Annotated in this window: 23 protein-coding genes; 1 reads left to right on the top strand and 22 read right to left on the bottom strand. The window is 44.5% G+C overall.

Annotation, left to right across the window (positions count from 1 at the left end; all coding sequences use genetic code 11):
* Nucleotides 1-8 precede the first annotated feature (8 nt).
* From DWW33_RS07485 to DWW33_RS07505, 5 genes are all read right to left on the bottom strand, one after another.
* Nucleotides 9-1,235, bottom strand: a complete 1,227-nt coding sequence (locus DWW33_RS07485) for an ABC transporter permease (RefSeq protein WP_006506491.1) — start codon at nt 1,233-1,235, stop codon at nt 9-11.
* A gap of 2 nt (nt 1,236-1,237) precedes the next feature.
* Complete coding sequence (locus tag DWW33_RS07490) at nt 1,238-2,122, bottom strand: ABC transporter ATP-binding protein (RefSeq protein ID WP_006506492.1); 885 nt, start codon at nt 2,120-2,122, stop codon at nt 1,238-1,240.
* Nucleotides 2,123-2,231: 109 nt separating this feature from the next.
* Nucleotides 2,232-3,647, bottom strand: a complete 1,416-nt coding sequence (locus tag DWW33_RS07495; protein WP_006506493.1) for a sensor histidine kinase — start codon at nt 3,645-3,647, stop codon at nt 2,232-2,234.
* Nucleotides 3,637-4,341, bottom strand: a complete 705-nt coding sequence (locus tag DWW33_RS07500) for a response regulator transcription factor (RefSeq protein ID WP_118639194.1) — start codon at nt 4,339-4,341, stop codon at nt 3,637-3,639. Before DWW33_RS07500 ends, DWW33_RS07495 begins: the two co-directional genes overlap by 11 nt.
* Entirely contained in the window at nt 4,334-4,546 is a 213-nt protein-coding gene (locus tag DWW33_RS07505; protein ID WP_006506495.1) for a helix-turn-helix domain-containing protein, read from the bottom strand. The genes DWW33_RS07500 and DWW33_RS07505 overlap by 8 nt, the downstream gene beginning before the upstream one ends.
* A 189-nt stretch (nt 4,547-4,735) precedes the next feature.
* On the opposite strand from DWW33_RS07505, the gene DWW33_RS07510 reads away from it, so the two are divergent.
* Nucleotides 4,736-5,095: a helix-turn-helix transcriptional regulator gene (locus DWW33_RS07510; RefSeq protein ID WP_006506496.1), complete on the top strand. Its 360-nt coding sequence runs from the start codon at nt 4,736-4,738 to the stop codon at nt 5,093-5,095.
* 29 nt (nt 5,096-5,124) lie between these two features.
* Here DWW33_RS07510 and DWW33_RS07515 read toward each other — a convergent pair whose 3' ends face one another.
* From DWW33_RS07515 to DWW33_RS07595, 17 genes are all read right to left on the bottom strand, one after another.
* A complete protein-coding gene (locus DWW33_RS07515; protein WP_006506497.1) occupies nt 5,125-6,888 on the bottom strand; it encodes a lysozyme family protein in 1,764 nt (587 codons plus the stop codon).
* Nucleotides 6,889-6,923: 35 nt separating this feature from the next.
* Nucleotides 6,924-7,694 carry a class B sortase gene (srtB, locus tag DWW33_RS07520; protein ID WP_040390110.1) on the bottom strand — a complete coding sequence of 257 codons (771 nt, stop codon included), beginning with the start codon at nt 7,692-7,694 and terminating at the stop codon, nt 6,924-6,926.
* A gap of 14 nt (nt 7,695-7,708) precedes the next feature.
* Entirely contained in the window at nt 7,709-8,113 is a 405-nt protein-coding gene (locus tag DWW33_RS07525) for a DUF6075 family protein (protein ID WP_006506499.1), read from the bottom strand.
* 16 nt (nt 8,114-8,129) lie between these two features.
* Nucleotides 8,130-10,463, bottom strand: a complete 2,334-nt coding sequence (locus DWW33_RS07530) for a VirB4-like conjugal transfer ATPase, CD1110 family (protein WP_006506500.1) — start codon at nt 10,461-10,463, stop codon at nt 8,130-8,132.
* Complete coding sequence (locus DWW33_RS07535; protein ID WP_040390092.1) at nt 10,447-10,899, bottom strand: PrgI family protein; 453 nt, start codon at nt 10,897-10,899, stop codon at nt 10,447-10,449. The genes DWW33_RS07530 and DWW33_RS07535 overlap by 17 nt, the downstream gene beginning before the upstream one ends.
* 15 nt (nt 10,900-10,914) lie before the next feature.
* Nucleotides 10,915-11,751, bottom strand: coding sequence for a hypothetical protein (locus tag DWW33_RS07540; protein ID WP_006506502.1), 837 nt, complete (start codon nt 11,749-11,751; stop codon nt 10,915-10,917).
* 95 nt (nt 11,752-11,846) lie between these two features.
* Nucleotides 11,847-12,209: a hypothetical protein gene (locus DWW33_RS07545; protein WP_006506503.1), complete on the bottom strand. Its 363-nt coding sequence runs from the start codon at nt 12,207-12,209 to the stop codon at nt 11,847-11,849.
* A gap of 13 nt (nt 12,210-12,222) precedes the next feature.
* Nucleotides 12,223-14,016, bottom strand: a complete 1,794-nt coding sequence (locus DWW33_RS07550) for a VirD4-like conjugal transfer protein, CD1115 family (RefSeq protein WP_118639195.1) — start codon at nt 14,014-14,016, stop codon at nt 12,223-12,225.
* Nucleotides 14,003-14,200 (bottom strand): hypothetical protein, encoded by a 198-nt coding sequence (locus tag DWW33_RS07555; RefSeq protein ID WP_021983580.1) that lies wholly within the window; start codon nt 14,198-14,200, stop codon nt 14,003-14,005. The genes DWW33_RS07550 and DWW33_RS07555 overlap by 14 nt, the downstream gene beginning before the upstream one ends.
* A gap of 15 nt (nt 14,201-14,215) precedes the next feature.
* The gene (locus DWW33_RS07560; RefSeq protein ID WP_006506505.1) at nt 14,216-15,079 is read right to left on the bottom strand and encodes a hypothetical protein; all 864 of its coding nucleotides are present in this window, start codon (nt 15,077-15,079) and stop codon (nt 14,216-14,218) included.
* A gap of 5 nt (nt 15,080-15,084) precedes the next feature.
* Nucleotides 15,085-15,897: a PcfB family protein gene (locus tag DWW33_RS07565; RefSeq protein WP_040390093.1), complete on the bottom strand. Its 813-nt coding sequence runs from the start codon at nt 15,895-15,897 to the stop codon at nt 15,085-15,087.
* Entirely contained in the window at nt 15,839-17,251 is a 1,413-nt protein-coding gene (locus DWW33_RS07570; RefSeq protein ID WP_006506507.1) for a relaxase/mobilization nuclease domain-containing protein, read from the bottom strand. Before DWW33_RS07570 ends, DWW33_RS07565 begins: the two co-directional genes overlap by 59 nt.
* Nucleotides 17,251-17,583, bottom strand: coding sequence for a plasmid mobilization protein (locus tag DWW33_RS07575; protein WP_118639196.1), 333 nt, complete (start codon nt 17,581-17,583; stop codon nt 17,251-17,253). Before DWW33_RS07575 ends, DWW33_RS07570 begins: the two co-directional genes overlap by 1 nt.
* Complete coding sequence (locus tag DWW33_RS16220; protein ID WP_006506509.1) at nt 17,543-17,695, bottom strand: DUF3789 domain-containing protein; 153 nt, start codon at nt 17,693-17,695, stop codon at nt 17,543-17,545. The genes DWW33_RS07575 and DWW33_RS16220 overlap by 41 nt, the downstream gene beginning before the upstream one ends.
* 140 nt (nt 17,696-17,835) lie before the next feature.
* Nucleotides 17,836-18,132: a hypothetical protein gene (locus DWW33_RS07585; protein WP_074044973.1), complete on the bottom strand. Its 297-nt coding sequence runs from the start codon at nt 18,130-18,132 to the stop codon at nt 17,836-17,838.
* A gap of 74 nt (nt 18,133-18,206) precedes the next feature.
* Complete coding sequence (locus tag DWW33_RS07590; RefSeq protein WP_079767411.1) at nt 18,207-19,190, bottom strand: DUF3991 and TOPRIM domain-containing protein; 984 nt, start codon at nt 19,188-19,190, stop codon at nt 18,207-18,209.
* An 85-nt stretch (nt 19,191-19,275) separates the two neighbouring features.
* Nucleotides 19,276-19,752, bottom strand: a complete 477-nt coding sequence (locus tag DWW33_RS07595) for a hypothetical protein (RefSeq protein ID WP_237673141.1) — start codon at nt 19,750-19,752, stop codon at nt 19,276-19,278.
* Nucleotides 19,753-20,018: the final 266 nt, after the last annotated feature.

A 20,018-nucleotide genomic window follows, 5' to 3' on the forward strand; every position in this document is an offset into this window, starting at 1 on the left:
ATCTCTCCTTATGCAACTTGATGTTTCTTAAATCCTAATCTGGCAAGTGGAAGCGTTATTACTGTTAATGCAGCATATACTATTACCCTCATAGAAAATGTATCCAATACCAACCCTCCAAACTGATAAGAAATATATTTACCTAATTCGGGGATAGTTGCACGATAAGGTAATAAAAACAGAGTAAGGTTATATATTCCTGTCGTTCCATTTGGTGCCAAGAACAACGGAATGAAAAGTATTGGTACAAGTACAATCAAAACAAGATAAGGACTTTTCATTTTTGCAGATAAAAGGAGCGTCAGCCCAATCATTGCCAACTGTACCAAGTAAATAACGCCTACATTGATTAGAGTCGCCTGCAGAAATGTAAACGGATATGGGATTGATAAACCAGCTGCCTGCAACGGTAAATTCCACCCATCTATACCAAATGCAATTAGCGGCAATCCACACGCCACAATAATGTGAAGTACAAATGCAATAGTTCCGAACAAAAGAGAAGCTAAAATTTTTGCCGTTATCAATTTTGTTTTTCCGTATTTCCCAGACAAAATTACAGCATCAGTACCTGCTTGATATTCGCCAGAAAAAACGGGAGCTATCACAATGCAGATTGCTAATATAGCAAACATTAAAAGTTCAAAAGAAGTTGTAATAATCTCCCAACCTTCAAAATAGCCATATTTTAACGGCATATTTATATTGCTTGCCATATTTCTCCAATAATCTTTTTGCTCGTTGGATAAATTAGAAGATGGAGCATTGAGTATGTTTTCCCTCTTGCTTTCCATTGCTTGATAGAAATCTGCTCCGTTTGATACATCTAAATCTGGCATACTATTATAGCCAACATATTCATTGGGCTTACTATAAGCTTTTGCAATCAAAGTAAGCATTTTTTCTCTCGGTGCAATGTTGTTCCAATAGGCATCGCCTATTAAAAACTGTTCATTTCCATCTGTTCCTATATTATCTGGATTTTCAAAAAGTTTCTGCACATCCTGGATTGTTTCGGTTACATAGTCCTCAGTCAAAGGAACAGCATATTTCTCGGCTTGTGCCTTTTCGTATGCAATACCCTCTGTGCCTTTTATAACACCGTATTGATTATAGGTCTGATATCGCATAATAGGTAATCCAAAAAGAAACGCTGTTAAAAGTAAACTGACCACCATAACAATTAAAGTTGACTTTTTACGCAAAATTTTTAAAAACTCATATTTAATCAACATACTTATTTTTCCTCCTGTTCCTGTGTTTCTTCGCCAAAATGATACAAAAATAAATCCTCCAAACTTGGCTCTACCGTATAGGCATCTGCTGATGGTGCGGTTTCATTTACAATGCGTAATCGTACCATATTATTTTCGTGATGAAGATTGACAACAGAAAAATGCCTGCTATATTCATCAGCCTTTCTTTCAGGGACAAATAGTTCCCAAACCTTTCCTTGAATGTGGTCTGTAACCGTGGTCATCGGCTCTTGCAAAATGAATTGTCCCTGCTTCATCATCAAAATTGTATCAGCGATATACGAAACATCTGATACAATATGTGTAGATAATACAACAATTTTTTCTTTTGCTAAATCAGATATAATATTACGAAAACGCACCCTCTCTTTTGGGTCAAGTCCTGCTGTCGGCTCGTCTAAAATAAGGATAGATGGATTATTTAGCTCTGCTTGTGCAATGCCCAAACGCTGTTTCATACCTCCCGAATAAGATTTAATTTTCTTGTCCGCTACATCTTTCAGATTTACCATATTGAGTAAATCTTCCGTTCTGGATACTGCTTGTCGTTTATCAAGACCTTTTACAGCAGCCATATACATCATAAACTCACGTGCAGTAAAATCGGGATAAAAGCCGAAATCCTGCGGCATATAACCTAAATGGGTATAATATCGTTCTCCTAATTCACCAATCGACTTTCCGTTTAATCTGATACTGCCAGAGGTTGGTTTTAGCACGCCGCATATCATTCGCATAAGGGTTGTCTTACCCGCACCATTCGCTCCAAGAAGTCCATAGACCCCAGATGTTAATGTCGCACTCACATTGTTTACAGCACACTTTGTCCCGTACTGTTTATTTAATTCTTGTAACTGTAATTCCATACAAAAACCTCCTGTCCATTTTAATAGGCATAAAGAAAAGGCAGCCTATGCTTATAGCATAAACTACCCATCTTAGGTGTGGCTTTTGCGTATCTTAATTTAACCTTAACTATTTTCTTTGTTCTGGAATGGAAATCTCAAACTTTGTCCCTTTCCCACGCTTACTGCTCACTGTAATATTCCCACCGTGAAGCTCTATAATCTGTTTTGCAATAGCAAGTCCAAGTCCGCTGCCCTCAGATTTTTCTTTCGTACTTGTTCCCCTATAATATCTGCTAAAGAGTTCTGGTAATTCATCTTCACTTATCCCTACTCCGTTATCACAAATTGATATATGGACATTGCTTTGAACATCTATACGAGTAGAAATCAATACTTTTGTTTCGGGCGGATTGTGTGTCAATGCGTTTATGATAATATTCTGAATGGCACGGCGGAATAAATCTGGGTCAATCAAAACAATACATTCATCAGTATTGCTTTCAAATTCAATATTGCGGTTTGAGAAAGCAGGGTCATTCACTATATCAATAACCAACTCTCTTATGAAGCGTGTGAGTTGTGTTTCTTTTGGACTATACGCAAATGCACCAGAATCCAACTGATAAGTCATTTTCAAATCGTTAATCAGCTTCTCTGTATGATTGACATTCCTTAAAATGATTTCTCCATATTCTTTTGAAGTTTCACCTGTGAGATTGGAACTGTCCGTAAGCAGCTCTGCATATCCCTTAATCGGAGAAAGTGGCGTTTTTAAGTCGTGTGTAATATTGGTTATCCATTCTCTACGTACCCGTTCTGTATCTTCATTTACTTTATCGGCGTGTCGAATATCAAAATACATTTTATTTAATTCTTGATAGACTTCGCTGAATATGCCATTTTCTTTTAACGGCGTATAAGTACGATGTGATATTCCGCTTATACCTTTTGTAACCTTTGACAGCTTACGTGAAAGCCAAACACTGTAAGCAAAAATAAAAATCATTAAAATCCCGAATCCGACCATAGTAAGCAGCTTTGCCGCTGGAGAAAGCCGTGAAATTCTTGAGCCGTTATAATAGAGCATATATTTCCCAATATCATACGGAAATCCAACAATGTAACTACATTCTTTGTCTGTATCATCAAGGATGTTTACAAACAGCGTATAACCATTTTCATAATCGCTTGTAGTAAGTGCAAGCAACTCGGCGGCGGTATATTTTGTAGGAAAGTTTTCTGGCTTATTATGAGAGAATATTTCTTCGCCGTTTTCATCAATAAACTGAATCCATAAACCATATTCGTCCAGTCGCTTCAGACCTTTTTCTTCTATCGTTAGCTTTCCATTTTCATAGGTTGTCCACACCGTATAGCTATTTGTAAAATTCTTCGGAAAATCTGTGATACTGATTCCATATGGCTCAGGAATTGAGAATATGTAATAAAACAAGCCGATTGCCATTATGCAAATCATTAAAATCAATGTGATAATAAAAGCTACTGTTCTGCCAAGCAACTTATATTTTCTTTTACTTTTCATTTGGATTTACCAACTTATATCCTAAGCCTTTCATTGTAATAATGTATTGTGGAGCAGTAGGATTATCTTCTAATTTTTCACGCAAATGGCGGATATGCACCATAATAGTGTTGTCGCAACCAAAGCTGTCCTCTCCCCATACAGTTTCATACAGGCGTTCTCGGCTGATAATCCGCCCTACATTTTGAGCTAAATATTGTAATATTTCAAATTCTCTTGCAGTCAATTCGATTTCTTTATTGTTTTTCATTACTCGGCAGCCGTCAGCGTCAATCATCAGTTCGCCTATTCTGACAGAGAAATCTTGTTTAGGATTGTACTTGTATTCTGCACGGCGTAATTGTGCTTTCACCCTATATGCAATTTCTTTCGGACTAAATGGCTTTGTTACATAATCATCACCGCCGACAGCCAATCCAAGTATTTTATCCAACTCGTCATTTTTAGAAGAAAGAAAAAGAATTGGACAATGCGAAATTTCACGGATTTTCTTACACACCTCATAACCGTCAATATCGGGAAGCATAACATCTAAAACAATAATGTCTGGATTTATTTCTTTACAAGTATTTATAGCAGACAGCCCATTATCAATTTTCGTAATATTACAATATCCCTCTATGGTAAGAGCCTTATCAAGCAAATCTAAAATATCTGGTTCATCATCGACAAGCATTATTTTATATTTATTCATCTAACAAATCTCCTTTTGTTCCAAGTTGTTTCTCTTTATTCATTTTATATCGACCATCAGCAGGCTTATTAGCGTCTTTAGGTATCAGCCAAGTATTGCCCATTTTAACTGCCCCATCAATTCGCTTATCATTACAATACTGTAAAATCCGTCTATCTGATATGCCCCATTTTGCGGCTGCTTCTTTTGTGGTAATGTAATCCATATCGCACCTCCTACATAATGATATACATTATACTTCGTTTGTCCGAAGAATACAAGTGTGCAAATATGAATTTTCTTCTCTTGCAACAGGAGATAATATCTCTTGTTATAGGAAATGTCACTTTCTTTAATAAGAAGTGAGATTTCTGTACAATATAGAGTAGAAAATTCAAGGACAGGTGGTGATTAAATGGATGGCAGAGATAACAACTTCGGTATCGACTTTGCACCGATTGGGCAGGCGATTAAAAAAGCCCGTATTGCACAAAATATGACAAGAGAGCAATTAGCAGGCATCATAGAATATTCCATCCGTCACGTTCAGTCCATTGAAAATGAGGGTCAGTTTCCGAGCATACAGCTTTTTATTTATCTTGTCCGTATGTTTCATATTTCGCTTGATGAGTTTATTTTCGCTGACGAAAAAGTAGAAAAGACTTCTCAACGCAGACAGCTCGATACGTTACTTGATAAACTTGATGATAAAGAGCTTGCAATTATTGAAGCAACCGCAAATGGTCTATGTAAGGCAAAAGAGCCAGAGGAATAAAAAACCTCTGGTTTTTCTTTTGCCCTTTTTTAATAGGCAGGTACGCCGTAACCGTAAATCACGCTGCTGCCGATAGCATAGCTGTTCTGACGACAAGCATCGCCAGAATTACCCTCAACAGTATAAACTGTTCCGTTCTCAACACGCTCCACAAGTCCAACGTGGTCTGTTTCTCCATCGCCCTCCCAATCAAAGAAGATGATGTCGCCTGCCTGCGGCTCATAGCTTCGGTCTTGCCATTGCCCGTTGCCCTTAAACCAATTCGAGCCGTCCACACAGCCTGCAAATTTCGGGATAAGCCCGCTTTCGATATAGCCACATTGGTCGGCACACCAAGATACAAAGCAGGCACACCATTCCACACGGCTGTCAAAACCGTACCACGACCAATAAGGCTGACCGCCCTCATTGCCGAGCTGCGTTAAGGCAACCTCCACAATGGCTTGATTGCCGCCGCCCGTAAATGCCCGTCCGTATGGATAGTACCGCAGGACGTGGGAAACATACTGCGTATCGCCGTAGCTGTCCCACCCTAAGCGTTCTGCCTGTGTAGTAGAAAACTCTACCGCATTGGCATAGGAATATCCTCCATAGTTGGTTTTCGCCCACGAGATATAGCCGTTTCCGAAGTTGTAGCCCTGCAAAGCAAGTTTGATACGCTCCATATCAATCGGGTTTTCCACTTCCGCATCACTCAGGCAGGCGGCTAAATTCTGGATACCTACATTGATGGAATACTCTGGGTCAGTAATGCCGTTTGGCGTATTCGGGTAACGGGTATTATATCCGCACTCGGAAGCCTGCATCGGGTCATTCCCACGCCCTCCAGATTCCTGCATCATCACCGCCTTAATCAGCTCCATATATTCAGAAATGCCGTGCTGCCTTGCATACTGCTGTATCAAAGGCTCATAGGCTTCCACCTCGGCACTGACTGGCGTATAGGAGTTGCTGTTGCCGCCACCGCCGAATAAGGATATTGCACATCCAAGCAGCACAATGATAAGGATAATCAAAACCGCAACCCAACCGCCTGCGATAATGGCAGAAATTAGAGCCTTTGTGCCTGCAATGATTGCCTTGACAGCGGCGATAGTCGCTCTGACCGCCGCCTTTGTCGCTTGGGCGGTAGCCTTTGCCGTTGCCTTCGCTGCCTGTGCTGCCTTTTGTGTCGCCTTAACAGAAGCCTGTGCGGTTTTCTGTGCCGCTTTTGCCGAAGCCTGTGTGGTCTTAATCGCCGCCTTTGAGGTGGAATGAGCCGTTTTAACACCTTTTTCGGCTGACTTTACCGTACCTTTGGCGGCAGTCTTGACCGTTTTTCCTGTACTTTTGGCAGACTGTTTTATCGTCTTTTCCACCTGCCGCTTTGTCTTTATGGTCGGGGCAGGGGTGTCGGGAACAGCCGCACGGTTAGCGGCACTTTGACGGACAGCAGAGCCGCTTCGTACAGAAGCCGCCTGTGCCTGTTTCTGCTCGGCAGCTTTCATTGCCCGTTTGGTCTTAAAGTCCGCAATCTTATCCTTTGCCTTGACGACATTTTCCTTTGTGGTCTGCACACTTTTCTGACCCTGCTTATTGAATTGATGGATGCCCTCGTCCTTGATACAGTCAGCCGCATAGGACACCTTATCGGAAGCATACTCGGTGGCAGAGCTTTCCTCAGAATAATAGCCCTGTTCCGCCTTATCCTTTGTCTTGGCATAGGCAGATTTCATACGCTCACCTGCGATAGCCGCCTTGTCAATGGTCTTAATCGTACCCTTGACCGCATCTCTGGTCTTTATATTCGCCATACAAAACCTCCTTTCCCAGAAGTTTTGCGGTCATATCAAGATACCTTTTTCGCCACCACCACAAGCCTGCCGTTCTGGGCAGAATATTCACAGGTGGAAAGGGTAATCAGCCTGTCGCCATATGCGGCACTCACGCCCGTATCATACAGGGAAAGCTCCTTACACTTGGCAACATACGCATCAAAGGCTTCTTCATTTTCTGCATCCACAAAATCGTAATAGCGGAAGCCCTCCGAGCTGTACGCAACAGTCTTGAACACAGCCACGATTTCATATTCGCCCTGCTCGGTCAGCGTATCAAACTGAATGGTCTTGTGCTTTTCATAAAAGCTCTTTGCCTTGTAGTCCTCCAACGCTCCAAACATCTTGCCACCCTTGATGTGATGACCGTAAATCACAAGATTGTCGCTCTCTGAAAGGTTGCAGTTCTCTTGGATATAGGGCGTTCCCAAATCACTGTACGCCTTTTCAAAGTTGTGCTTCAGATAGAAATTCGGATTGTTCGGGGTCTGCATCACAGGATAATTGAGCTTCGTGCCGGCAATGGAAATCCAACCGACCATATCCTCATTTTGCAGATACAGCTCGTTGTATTTCGCAAGCACATCTTCGCCCTCACTGACAGGCGTATCCTCTGGGATTGCTTCTTCGGGAGCCTGCTCCACAAGCTCCGCCATCTGTTCAAAGGCTTCCGTCTGTTCCTCCACCTGTGCATAATGGTGATAAATCTGAAAGCCGCAAAAAACCGCCGTACCCAACAGGGCAACAGCGGCAGCGATACAAATCTGCATTTTATATTTTTTCATAAGCTTATCCTTTCTCATCTTGAATGTTCCGTCTGCTGTTTCGGTGCAGGAAGCTCCCTGCAATACTCTGGATACCTTACCTTGATTCCCTCCATAAAGTAGGGGGCAAACTCACAGCAGAATAAGTCCTCTGGCGTGAAGTCCTGCGGACGCTCCTTATCGGTGTATCCGTTCCAGAGGTTAAAGGCAAGGTGGCAGACCTTGACCGTGCCGCTTGTCTGCCAGCCGCCGTGCATACCCTCTGGTTCAATACAGTCCATCTTAAAGTCAAACATCTGGTTAATGTTTGCCCTCGTTTCTGCGGCAATGCCCATTACATAGAAAAAGGCTCTGTGATAACAGTCGTTTACTTTGCTCTTGTTCATCATTTCCAGAAAGAAATCCCGATGAGCTGCAGAGCGAAATCGGATATTAGACATTGAAAATTCTCCTTTCCTAAACCTCACCAAATTTAGTTGTCATCAATTTATAAAGCTCGGTGTTTCGTGGGAACTTGTTGACAAACGGCACAAGAGAGCTGCCGACTTTGAGCAAGCCCTGTCCTGCACCGACATTCGTGATATAGCTCATCTGAAGGTCAGAGATATTAAGGAGCTTGGCAAGCTCAATCCTGTCGGTAGACGCTTGGTTGAGCATAATAATAAACTCGGAGTTTGCAAGCATTGTCCTCGCCGTATGGCTCTGTAAGAGGTCGTCAACATTCTGCGTAATACCCGTACAGTACGCACCGTATTTACGCACACGCTTCCAGAGGGTAAAGAGAAAATTCGCAGAGTATTCGTGTTGGAAAAGCAGATAAATCTCATCAATGAAAATAAATGTGTTCCTGCCTTTGGCTCTGTTCTGTGTGATACGGTTTAAGATGCTGTCAAGGACAACAAGCATACCAATAGGCTGTAACTGCTTGCCTAAATCTAAAATGTCATAGCAGATAAGTCGGCTCTTGGTATCCACATTGGTGTGCTTGGCAAAGGTGTTGAGAGAACCGTCCGTAAACAGCTCAATGGCAAGGGCGATTTCCTGTGCTTCTGGCTCGTTCTGCTTTAACAGCTCCTCACGGAAGTCCTGCAAGGTGGGCGGCGTTCCCTGATAATTGCCCTGCTGATAGTAGCGGTACACGCTCGCCGTACAGCGGTCAATGATAGACTTTTGCTTTGCCCCCAGAGTGCTACCGCCGATGAGCTGCTCGCAGAGGGATAAAATAAACTCCGATTTGAGGATAACGGGGTTTGCACCGTCGCCGTAATCGGAGTTCATATCCATAGCGTTGATATGGTTTTCACTTGTGGCAGAGATGTGAATGACCTCGCCCTGCATCGCTTTCACAAGGGGCGAATATTCTCGCTCTGGGTCTATAATAATCACATCAGCGTTAGGGTCTGTGAGAATGATATTCGTCATTTCCTCTTTCGCCGTAAAGGACTTGCCTGCACCAGACACGCCGAGGATAAAGGAATTGCCGTTCAACAGGTGGCGGCGGTTGGCGATAATCATATTTTTGCTGATTACATTCTGTCCGTAATACACGCCGTTTTCGTGATAGATTTCCTGCACACGGAACGGGATAAACACCGCAAGGCTTTCCGTAGTAAGGGTACGCAGAGCATCTATCTTTCGCACACCAAATGGCAGGGCTGTATTGAGTGCGTCCATCTGCTGATATTTCAGCACCGCAAACTGACAGAGGTGCTTTCTTGCCGTAGTAAGCAGGGCTTCGGTGTCATTGTCAAGCTGTTCCTTAGTTTCCGCCGTATGCACCATTGTCAGCACCGCAAACATCATTCTCTGGTCACGGGTGGTCAGGTCATCTAAAAACTCCTTGCTTTCTTTCCGCTGCTGTTCAAGGTCATAAGGGATGACCGCCGAAAAGTTATTGTTCTGGTTTTGCTTTCTCTGCCAGTTCGTGATGTTAGTTTCCACACCTAAAAGACGGTTTTCCACCTCACGCACCGCTTCATCTGTGGGAACGGGAACGACATCCACGGACAACATCATATTTCTGTTCAGCTCGCAAAGCTCGGCTACCATACTGTCCTTGATATAGGCAGCATATTCTCTGAGGAAAATCACACGCCCGTATCGGTTGCCGATTCTGAAATAGTCCTTTTCAAACTCAAAGGTATCGGGGCAGATATAGTCCTTGAAATCGTGACCTTTTTTCATACTCTGCACCATATCAAAGCAGAATGCCGTTTCCTCGCCTGTGCGGTAGAAATCGTGGAAGATACGGAGCTTTTCTTCTGCGTCAAGCTCGGTGGATTTTGAGCCGAGCCTTGAGAAATGCCCGATAAGGTCAGCTCCCACACGGGCAAAGTAGTGTCGTGCTTCTTCGATATTCTTCTTGCAGACGGATATGGTCACATACTTATCCTGCACGATAGAATTAGCTCCTGTCGCTTTATCAAGGAGCATTTTGTTGTATTCTGTGCGGTACTTATCCAAACCGTCCTCCGCCATAGGGATTAAAATGGTCTGCTCAAAGTCCGCCTTATTCAAGCGGCGGTTGTTGATAGTGATTTTCGTGGTCGCACCGCTGTCGAGGGCATTGAGAAGCTCCGAATACTCAAGGAACATCGCTTCCTTGTCCTCACGGCTTGCCACGGCATAGTTTATATCCTCAAACTTAAAGGTCTTTGCATACTTGTTCTTGCCCACAAGGAAAATGCCGTCCTCCCAGATTGTCTTAATGGGGATAACCGCCTGCACCGACTTCGGCACAACAAATTTCTCCTTGTCCTGCTTGAACAGGTTTCTAAGCGTTTTTATCATAGTCTGCCTCCTTACGCTTTTTTGATTTTCTTGGTTTCTTTTTCTCTGCCTTCACCGTCTGCCGTTTCTGCTTCTTTTGAGCAACAGGCAAACCTTTCTCACGGGCTTCGATATTAGGCTTCAATGCTTCATAGTAGAGATTGTCTGGCAGGAACATCAGCTTTTTCGGCATCAAAAACTCTGACTTAATCCACGCCCAGACAAACTGCTCGGCGGTCATACCGTTGTATTTCACAAAGCCCATCATCGCAAAGGGCGAAGCACCTAAGATACATACCCAACTGAGGGTTTCTGTTCCGAAATGCGGACGGAGCAGGAAAAACAGACCTACAGCCACGCCGCAGGCAAGGGCAGAAAAAATGAACTGCCTTAGTGACAGTCCAAAAAACATACTTTCCGTGTAGTTACGGATTTCCTTATTTATCTTGACTTCCAATAGGTTGCACCTCCTTTACAAGCCCATCATTTCACGGACAACACGGTCTGCCATTTTGACCGCACCAACCAAAACAAGCATATTAAATACAAGCTCTCCTATATAGCTCCACACCATTGATACTGCCGCAGCGTTGGGGTCAACCGCAGGGGGCGTGGCTGCGAACAGAGAAAAGATAATGCAGGCAAGGACGATGATTGCTCCCTCCAGACAAACGGCGGCATAGCTTTTTATAAAACTCTTGCCGACACTCTGGCTCGGCTCTCCTGCAAAAGTAGATAACGGCACGGGAGCGATTGCGGTATAAAGGTAAAGCTTGAAAAATCGTCCGTAAACCGACATTATCATAATGAATGACAGAACCGTAATGAACAGACCGCCTATAAGCGTAACCGCCCATAGAGGAATACTCTCAAAAAATCCGCACTCCTCAACGGCAGTTACAATCTCCTGCGGTAGTACTGTCTGTGCTGCTGTACCGAAACCTACGGTATTCATTATGGTGGAAATCACGCCCTGTACGATATTAAACAGAGCCATCATCAGCTCCAAGCCATAGGTTACAACACCTTTGGCAAGGGCAAATCGAATAAAGAGTTTGAGTGCGTGCTCGGGCTTCTTGACTTCTGCAAAACTACCGCAGGTACGCATTACGCCTACGACAAAAAACAATACGAGCAGGGCAAGCCCGATAGCCTGCAACGCACCGTGGATATTGACGATAACTGACCATATCGTACCGCCCTTAAACTGCTCTGGAGATTGGGTAACGAGCTGCCATATTTCCGCTAATTTCTCATTCCAAGTATTCAGAGCGTTTTCTAAATTCTGTACGACCCAATTATCAGACACTTAAACCACCTCCGTTCTTAAAATAGCCTTACGGAGCAAACCGCAAAGCGGATCTGCCCCGTAAGCTCTGTCTTGTGTCTTTTTATTGTCTGATATTAGCCTGTGATAAGAGTCAAAATCTCTTTTGCAAAGGTAATGATGACGCCGCCTGCAAGGGTCAAAAAGCCGTTTGCTCTCTGGGACGGGTCGTGAGATTTGAGCGAAAGACCAATCTGTACGATACCGAAGCCGAGCAAAATCATACCGACAGCACGGATTAAACCGAAGATAAAATCGGAAAGGTTGTTGACTACGGTAATCGGGTCGTTGGCAGCAAAGGCTGTCACGGAAGTTCCGAGTACCATTGTGACAGCGAGTACCGCCACGCAGTAATGACGAAATCCCTTTTTTAACTTGCCCGTCATCGGCAGTTTGGTGGTTTCCTTGTTCTGGGTGTTCTTCTTGTTAAAATACTTCATAGATAAATCCTCCTTAAATTTTGAATTGTTCCTCCAAGTCCTCCTCGGACAGAAGTTCATAAGATGTTTTAACAGGCTTTACGCTTACAGCGTTCTTCATCAAAGCGTTGTCAAATACAAGGGTTGCGACAGCCTGCGTCGGTTCACCGTGGATATACGGCGGCTGACCTCCGTCAGTTGTCAGTTTCACATTCGGGTGCTTTAAGATGTCATACTTAAAGTCCATAACAGGGCGTTCTCCACGAATAAAAAGAAGTGCGTAGCGGTTATCAAGCATACGCACTTCGTCTGGTGTCATCAGTTCACGCCCTGATATTTGATAGTTGGTAGAATAGTTACCGCTTCGCCCCGTACTCTTTCCGTAGGTGTTGGTATCAATGGTTTCCTTGCCCAAAAGTTCCGACACATACTTGTGTGTGCTTTGTTCGTTACCGCCCAGATACAAAAACTCGTCGCAGTTGCCCACAATGCTTTCCCATTGCTTCTCAAACAATGCTTTGAGCTGTGCCAAGTTTTGCAGAATGATACTGACCGACACACCTCTGGAACGCATAACCGAGAGTATCTTATCAAAGTCATCGGGCAGCGAAACATTGGCAAACTCGTCCATTATAAAGTGGCAATGCACGGGCAGGCTTCCGCCGTACTTGTGGTCGGCAAGATAGAAAAGCTGTTGGAATAGCTGCGTGTATAAAATCGACACAAGGAAATTGAAGCTCGTGTCGTTGTCGGGTATCAGAGCAAACAAAGCGACTTTCTTCTCGCCCAAACTCGGCAGGTCAAGCTCGTCGGTTGCGGTTAAACTTGCAAGGCTCTCCAAGTTGAATTTTTCAAGCCTTGCCGCAAGGGTTATCTGGATACTCTTTAAGGTCTTTGCAGAGCCAGAATGGTAATCCCTGTAATACTTTAAGGCGATATGCTCTGGGTTTACCATCTCCAGACGGTCAAACAATTCGTCCAGAGGGCTTACATAGCTGTCGTCGTCCTCACGGACTTCGCCTGCACGCAGAAGCTCCATTACCATCGGGAAATTCTGTTCCTCTGGCGGTGCTTCGTATTTCAGATAGAACACCAGAGATAGCAGGAGCATACTTGCCGCCGTATCCCAGAACGGGTCTTGCGACTGGCTTCCTTTCGGCGTGGTCGCCTTAAAGAGATTGGTCACAAGCCGCTGCACATCGTTGTCGTTCCTTAGATACACAAAGGGATTGTAACAATAGCTCTTTTGCATATTGATTAAATCAAGCACACGCACCTCATATCCTTTCTTCTCCAAAAGACCGCCTACATCTCGGACGATTTCGCCTTTCGGGTCTAAAATTACCATTGAGGTATTGCACTGCATAGCGTTCGGCTTGCAAAAGAACCTTGTCTTGCCTGCACCAGAGCCGCCGCACACAAGGATATTCAGATTTCTTCTGTGCTTTTTCCCGTCCAGACCGATACGAACATTCTGGGTCAGCAGCTTATTTGCTGACAGGTCTTTATCCCGATATTTTTTGTTGACTGCCCCTGCGTCGCCCCATTTTGCAGAGCCGTGTTCCTCACGCCTGCGGTAGTTCCTGCGTGTGGAGAGATAGATACCGATACCCATACCGTAAGCAAGCAGAAAAATAAGGACAGTTTTTAGGCTGTCCTCACACACCGTTACGGAAAACGGATTATTCATTGCTTGGGGCAGGCTTCGCACTATCTCTACCAGACCGCCGCTGACAAAAGGTGCTGTCAGCAGGGCAAACCACACGACAGGAACGATACCGCAGAGTGCAAGGATTAAGCTCGCTTTCTTATCGCTATCGTTCCTCACGGCACTTACAGGGCATAACCCTTACCTTTCGTGTAGGAGCGTGAGCCACCGTGCTTATCAAATCGTCAACAGGGTCGGTGGGGCGTTCCTCCTTGACTTGCTGATTACGCAGGGTGTTTAAGGCATTCAAAACGATATTCTTATCGTACCTGTCAAGGGCGATGTGGTATCGTTCTTCTTTCATAGGCTGCACCTCCGATTATCTTTCCTGTTCTTTGTTTCTGGCAGGCTTGTTCTTTTCCATACTCTTATACATTTCCGACTGCACCTCGCCCAGAACATCACGCATAGAACCAAGCTCGCTCTTGAAATCCTGCGTTTCCATTTCGGCATACTCTTTCGGGAGTCTGTCAAAGTTAAAACCTCTGGTATCCACGCCGTAACGGGAGCTGACCATATAGGCAACGCAGTAGGCTTTGAACTCGGAAGCATTACGGCTCTCGTTGTACTTAAAATCATAAACCGCCGCAGCGACCTCCTTTGACATACTGACGAAAAGCTGTTCTTCATTCAAGCCTGTGCGGATAAAGATAGTCTGCTGTTCGCTGTCATAATAGGCAGGAAGCTCAAGGTCATCAACAGGCTGAAACGGAACGGGGCTTGCGTCAATCATTGCGGACACAAGCTCACGCATTGATTTCGGCTCTGCGGCTTCCTGCCTGTCCTTTGCCGAGGTTTCGGAAATGTCATAGACCGCTTTGGCGTTATACGATACCGCCTTTGTGCCGTCATCACGGAGATATTCTTTACTCGGCTCAAGGATAGTGATTTTCTGTGCGTCCTTGTTCACATAGACACGGCTCTGTTTCCACTTGCCGTAATCTTTAAGCTGTGTCGCTTCGGGCATTTGTGCCGATACCAGAACGGCATTGGCAACGGAGTAGCGGTCAAAACGCCCCTGCACATCAAGATACTGACGGAAGCTGTCGCCGTTTACCGCCATTTCCGAACAGGTGTTGTCAATCAGCTCATAGGCTTCCTTACGCTCCGCCTGTTTCTGTGCCGCCCACTGTTCTTTGTCATACGGCTTATTACCGCCGCTGAAAACATCATAAATACTCATACTGTTTATCTTTCTCCTTTCGATTTTTTAGGGGATTTTCTTTTCGGTGGCTGCTTATGCTCAGTCTTGCCGACTTTACCTTTTGCCCTGTCGGAAGCCCTGCTTTTGTCCTGGGCAACAGGGGCGTCGGCTTCCTGCTCTTTGCGGCTCTCCTTGATTTTCCGCAATTCCTCTTTGACGGACGGTTTCCTGTCAGTCATAGTAGCCCCCTCTGCGGACTTGCTTGGCTTCTCGGATAAAGGCTCGGACGGAGGGGATTTTTCTGTCTTTGCCACCGAGGGGTTTTCTGTAGAGTTTTCCTCCTTTTGCGTTGGCTTGCCCATAAGAGCGTCGAGCAGCTTATCTTTCTCTGCCTTTTCCTGCACGCCGATGTCTGGCTCTGGCATATCGATTTTTTCATCCTTACTTTTCTCAACCTCCGTCACAATGGAAGCGGTATCCACCGAAGCAAGGTTGAAGCGTTCCACAATACGGCTGATTTTCGATGCGTCCTCGGCACGGGCAATCACATCCACCTCCGCATTGGGGTCTTTGTTCTTACGGTCAGCCAAAACGCAATAGAGAACGCCGTATTTTTTCGCCTCCTGCGTAAAGCGTTTCAAGTCCTCATTCTTCACGGTAAAGACTTTCAGCTCCTTGCCAGAACGGAGCATACTTGTCAGCCTTGCTTTACCTTTGGTTTTCTGTTCCTCTTTGAGAATGGAATACAGAAGTACAGCGATATTCTTCGCACCTGCACCTGTCAGTTTTGCGGCAACCTCAAATCCCTCTAAGCTCATCCTCACGATTTGTTCCGCCGCATCGCCGCCTGTGTTCATTCTTCATCAGCTCCTTTCGTTTAATTTCCTGTTCATCTGCCCGCACTGTCTGCAATTTTTCTTTGAGCGTACCGCTACGGGCGGCGATACCCTCGCAGAGCCTGACCTCCTTTCTGATTTCGCCAAGCCTTTTTGAAATGTCGGAGATTTGAGCCTTGACCGCTTCTTTTTCTTCGCCGCTTAATTTGCGGCTCTGGGAATAAAGTTCCTTACGCTGTTCGGTCAGCTCATTCTTTTCCGTTTCCAAAGAGCCTTGATAGGACAAAAGCTGCTCTGCGGTGTCAATGTGACAGCGGCAAAGCAGCCTTGTTTCTTTTGTGATAGCGTCCATTTTCATAAGGTCGTCCCTGAGAATATAATGGAGCTTCGCATAATTTTGTTTTCTGCCCTTCGGCAGGATACCGAGCTTGTAGCAGTAATGGAGATACAGCCCACGCAAGCCCCCGATTTTTCTCGCTCCAGACAAAGAACCTTTAAGTCGATAAGCTTTGACCTGTTTTGTCGGCTCGGTAAATCGGTTAAACTTTACGGCGTAGGAGTTTTCACGGATACGCTCCATAATTCGCTCGTTGGTATAATCCTCTCCGAGCTTGTATAACCTCTTGGGGCGTTTCCAACCTCTGCCGATAATCGTCCAATATTTGCGGTTGGGGTCAAAACTGCATTTATAGCCCATTTCCGCCATAAGACGGTCAAAGTCTTTGAGCGTAAATGATTTTGAGATAGCTTCATCAACCGCCTGTCTTGCCACATTATCTCTGGTGGGAAGTCCTTGCTTCTCCGCTTGATAAAGGGCGTATGGCTTTTTCCTGCCGCTTGGGTGTTCAATCACGGACAGAGCATACTCACGGCATAGCTCATCGGAACGCTGACGCAGAAGCCGCAGGTTCGCTTTGTTGTCGTGATAATGCTTGCCGTCCGTAAAGGAAACGGAGTTGACCACAAAGTGATTATGCAGACAGTCCGTATTAAGGTGGGTGGCAACAATCACTTGAAATCTATCGCCCCACATTTTCTCGGCAAGTTTTACTCCGACCTCGTGAGCCTGCTCTGGCGTTAGTTCTCCAGACTTAAAGCTCTGAAAACCGTGATAGCAGACAATCTCGCTTTCATCATTCCATTGGGCTTTGGCAATCAGCATTTCATCTCTGGCAGTTGCGGTATCGCAGTTTACGCCTGTAACAAAAAACTGCTTCTCGGTCTTATCGCCGTTGGTGGCGTATTTCATCACATCTCCGAGAGCCTGCAAGTCAGCTTCGGTATATTTCGGATTGGCGGTCTTATCTGGATTTTTGGCATAGTCGATTGGGTGGTCGAGCCTGCCACGTACGTCCCATATCTCGCAGACTGCCATTAGTCCGACTTCCCTTTAGGGAGTAGATATTTTTTGCGGACATCCATCTGGAACTGCTGCCACTTTTTCACTTCCTCACGGAGCATAGGCGTATCCACAAAGTCAAGGGCGTTTGCCTTAACTGCAAGCTGGTTGATACGGTTGCCGATGGCGGACAGCTCACGCATAATCTGATAGAACTCTGGGTCTGGCTTCTCGCAGAGCCGATACCCTTTGACCATTGAACGGAGTAACGCTTCTTTGGAACGACCAGAGCGTTTGACAAGGTCATAAAGGTAGTCTGCTTCTTCCTCATTCAAGCGGAAAAGTATCTGCACATTTCGTTTTCGCATTTTCCACTTCCTCTCTTTGGGAGAGCCTGTTTATCTGTAAAAGGCACATCAGCACAACGCCGACCAGACCGCCGAGCATTGTGCCGATAATAAAAAACAAAAGCTCATTCATTCTTAAAAACTCCTTTCTTCTGTATGCCGTGTTCTTCACGGCAAAATGGGATACCCTTGCGGTGTTCCTGTTTTTATGGGGTATTAGGGGCAGCCCCTAACAAGCGAATTTGGTTAGCCAAATTCAGTGCTTGGTAAGACTTAATCTTCACAATCGTCCTCATACATACATTCTCCGCACACGGAACAGTAATAAGGACAATCCGAGCAATCCTCCATCTCAAGACCGCCGTTCCCGTCCGCATTTTCTTCACAGCCGTCCTCCAGACACTCGGTAATATCGGCTTCGCCGCAGACAAAATCATCATCGGTAAAGTCGATAAGGTCGGTATCAAAGAGGACAATTTCGGTCTTTTTCTTGGCTTCTTCTGGGGTATCAGCATAGACGGAGATAGTCTTTTCATAGTGTCCACGCAGGGTAACAGCATACTTTTTCATTAGTCAGTTTCCTCACTTTCATTCTTAAAATTGATTTTGTTTCTTGGTTTACGGGTTACAAAATCAGCAGACAATCAACGGGCATCACTCCTTTCACGGTTCGGTTTTCGCTGTTCCAGACCTAAATAGGACAACAAAAAATCGTTGAAGTCCTTACCGACAGGCGGCGGTGCGTCAACGATTTTGTAATCCTTATTCAAAAGTTCTTTGAGGGCGGCGGTACAGAGCCGACCTGTTTTGTCATTGTCCAGATGCAGGACAATGGTCTTGATATGGGGATTTGCTTTCAAAAATGTGGTCAGGGCAATCGGTACTTTGCTGTCCTTCATCTCTTTCTTTGGCTGATACACACCCGAAAGAGAGAGCAGATTTTCTTTTCTGTAATCCTTTCCCTCACACTTTAAATAGGTGGCATAAGAGAGTAAATCAATGGCAGCTTCAAATAAATGCACCGATACGCAAGGCTCTCTTGCCAACAGTCGGAACGAATACCGCTTGTCGCTACCCGATGCGTCCTGCTTAAAAGAGCTTCCGAGGGTACTGCGGCAGGCAGCATACTTTGGTGTTCCGCTTTCGTCCCTCCCAACAAAAACAGCGTTGTGGTATTCGGCACTTTCAAATATCGTACCGTCCGCAACGCAGTCTTGTATGAGCTGATAGTCAATACCTCGCCCAAAAAGATACTGTATCACTCTGTCACAGTTCTTAAATCTCTTTGGCATTAACAATTCTTTCGGTTCTTCTTTCTTTGGGGCAGGGGGTGGCGGTATCCAATTACTGACTTCGCCTGTGAGAGTTTGCACGGCTTCCACAAAGGAATATTCCTTGACCTTGATAAGATAATCAAGGGCGGAAACTCCGCCGAAGCCCCTCGACCACCAATACCATTTGCCGTTGGAAATCTTCAAGCTGTCGTGTTCTCTGGTACAGTAAACATTGCCTGCCACACGCCTTAGATTACTTGGCTCATAGTGTTGCAAATAAGTCAGCAAGTCCATTTGCCGTGCCTGCTCAATCACGGCAGGGTCAAGCTGCACATAGGGTCTGTTGCTTCTCAATGTGTAAAATCACCTCCTTAAATAGAAATAGCCGAGGGATTTTCCGTTAAGAAAATCTCTCGGCTATGTAAAACAGTATATAACCTTATTCAGTTGTAATTTCCTTAGCTATTTTCAAAGTCAAAAACTGCTCTTTTGCATCTTTAACAGCATCGAATTTATTATCCCATTCTTCACGAATTTTTGATTTTTCTAATACCTCTTGAAGTGTATAATCATCAAAATATTCGATTTCCTTTGAAGAATAGTATTCCTTGCAATAATGCGAATAAAGAGAAATTATTGCATCTTTGCATTCATCTGGCTCACAATCGGGGTCGAAATTTTTTAATGCTTTTTCTAAATCATTAGACAAATAATGCAGGTCTGGGGGATAATCATAATAAACAATTTCTCCATCATATTCCATAGGAACGGGCTTGACTTCTATTTGATTTTTCTTCAGCTTGTACTCAAAATATGAAAATAATATAGCAGCTTTGACATAAATATCACTATAAGTGCTGACCTCTTTATAAGCAACCAAAAGCAACATCAATTTTTTTGCTTCATTCTTACTCATATATCGTGTACTATACTCCTTGGAAATCTCGCATAATGAATTGTAATTTTGCCGAGTATATCCGTCTTTTAACAATCTAACTATTGGATAGATAACTGACATTTTTAAGTTGTTCCTATTGCCTTTATGATAATAAACTGCTGAAATTATCAATGATACTATTCCCGATAACACAACGGTTATCATAGTAAAGCAGTTTGAATACCAATTTGTATCAAACCATTCTTTAAAGCCCATCTATTTTATTACCTCATTTCTTTTAATTT

This window comes from Roseburia sp. AF15-21 (genome assembly GCF_003479505.1).
Classification (GTDB): Bacteria; Bacillota; Clostridia; order Lachnospirales; family Lachnospiraceae; genus Roseburia_C; species Roseburia_C amylophila.

Coding starts and splice junctions, on each gene's coding strand:
- DWW33_RS07570 (WP_006506507.1), bottom strand. CDS start 17,251: ATGGCAGTCTGCGAGATATGGGACGTACGTGGCAGGCTCGACCACCCA.
- DWW33_RS07585 (WP_074044973.1), bottom strand. CDS start 18,132: ATGAAAAAGTATGCTGTTACCCTGCGTGGACACTATGAAAAGACTATC.
- DWW33_RS07555 (WP_021983580.1), bottom strand. CDS start 14,200: ATGAAAGAAGAACGATACCACATCGCCCTTGACAGGTACGATAAGAAT.
- DWW33_RS07500 (WP_118639194.1), bottom strand. CDS start 4,341: ATGAATAAATATAAAATAATGCTTGTCGATGATGAACCAGATATTTTA.
- DWW33_RS07495 (WP_006506493.1), bottom strand. CDS start 3,647: ATGAAAAGTAAAAGAAAATATAAGTTGCTTGGCAGAACAGTAGCTTTT.
- DWW33_RS07490 (WP_006506492.1), bottom strand. CDS start 2,122: ATGGAATTACAGTTACAAGAATTAAATAAACAGTACGGGACAAAGTGT.
- DWW33_RS07565 (WP_040390093.1), bottom strand. CDS start 15,897: ATGAACACAGGCGGCGATGCGGCGGAACAAATCGTGAGGATGAGCTTA.
- DWW33_RS07545 (WP_006506503.1), bottom strand. CDS start 12,209: ATGAAGTATTTTAACAAGAAGAACACCCAGAACAAGGAAACCACCAAA.
- DWW33_RS07575 (WP_118639196.1), bottom strand. CDS start 17,583: ATGCGAAAACGAAATGTGCAGATACTTTTCCGCTTGAATGAGGAAGAA.
- DWW33_RS07595 (WP_237673141.1), bottom strand. CDS start 19,752: ATGAGTAAGAATGAAGCAAAAAAATTGATGTTGCTTTTGGTTGCTTAT.
- DWW33_RS07530 (WP_006506500.1), bottom strand. CDS start 10,463: ATGATAAAAACGCTTAGAAACCTGTTCAAGCAGGACAAGGAGAAATTT.
- DWW33_RS07560 (WP_006506505.1), bottom strand. CDS start 15,079: ATGAGTATTTATGATGTTTTCAGCGGCGGTAATAAGCCGTATGACAAA.
- srtB (WP_040390110.1), bottom strand. CDS start 7,694: ATGAAAAAATATAAAATGCAGATTTGTATCGCTGCCGCTGTTGCCCTG.
- DWW33_RS16220 (WP_006506509.1), bottom strand. CDS start 17,695: ATGAATGAGCTTTTGTTTTTTATTATCGGCACAATGCTCGGCGGTCTG.
- DWW33_RS07525 (WP_006506499.1), bottom strand. CDS start 8,113: ATGTCTAATATCCGATTTCGCTCTGCAGCTCATCGGGATTTCTTTCTG.
- DWW33_RS07485 (WP_006506491.1), bottom strand. CDS start 1,235: ATGTTGATTAAATATGAGTTTTTAAAAATTTTGCGTAAAAAGTCAACT.
- DWW33_RS07515 (WP_006506497.1), bottom strand. CDS start 6,888: ATGGCGAATATAAAGACCAGAGATGCGGTCAAGGGTACGATTAAGACC.
- DWW33_RS07510 (WP_006506496.1), top strand. CDS start 4,736: ATGGATGGCAGAGATAACAACTTCGGTATCGACTTTGCACCGATTGGG.
- DWW33_RS07505 (WP_006506495.1), bottom strand. CDS start 4,546: ATGGATTACATTACCACAAAAGAAGCAGCCGCAAAATGGGGCATATCA.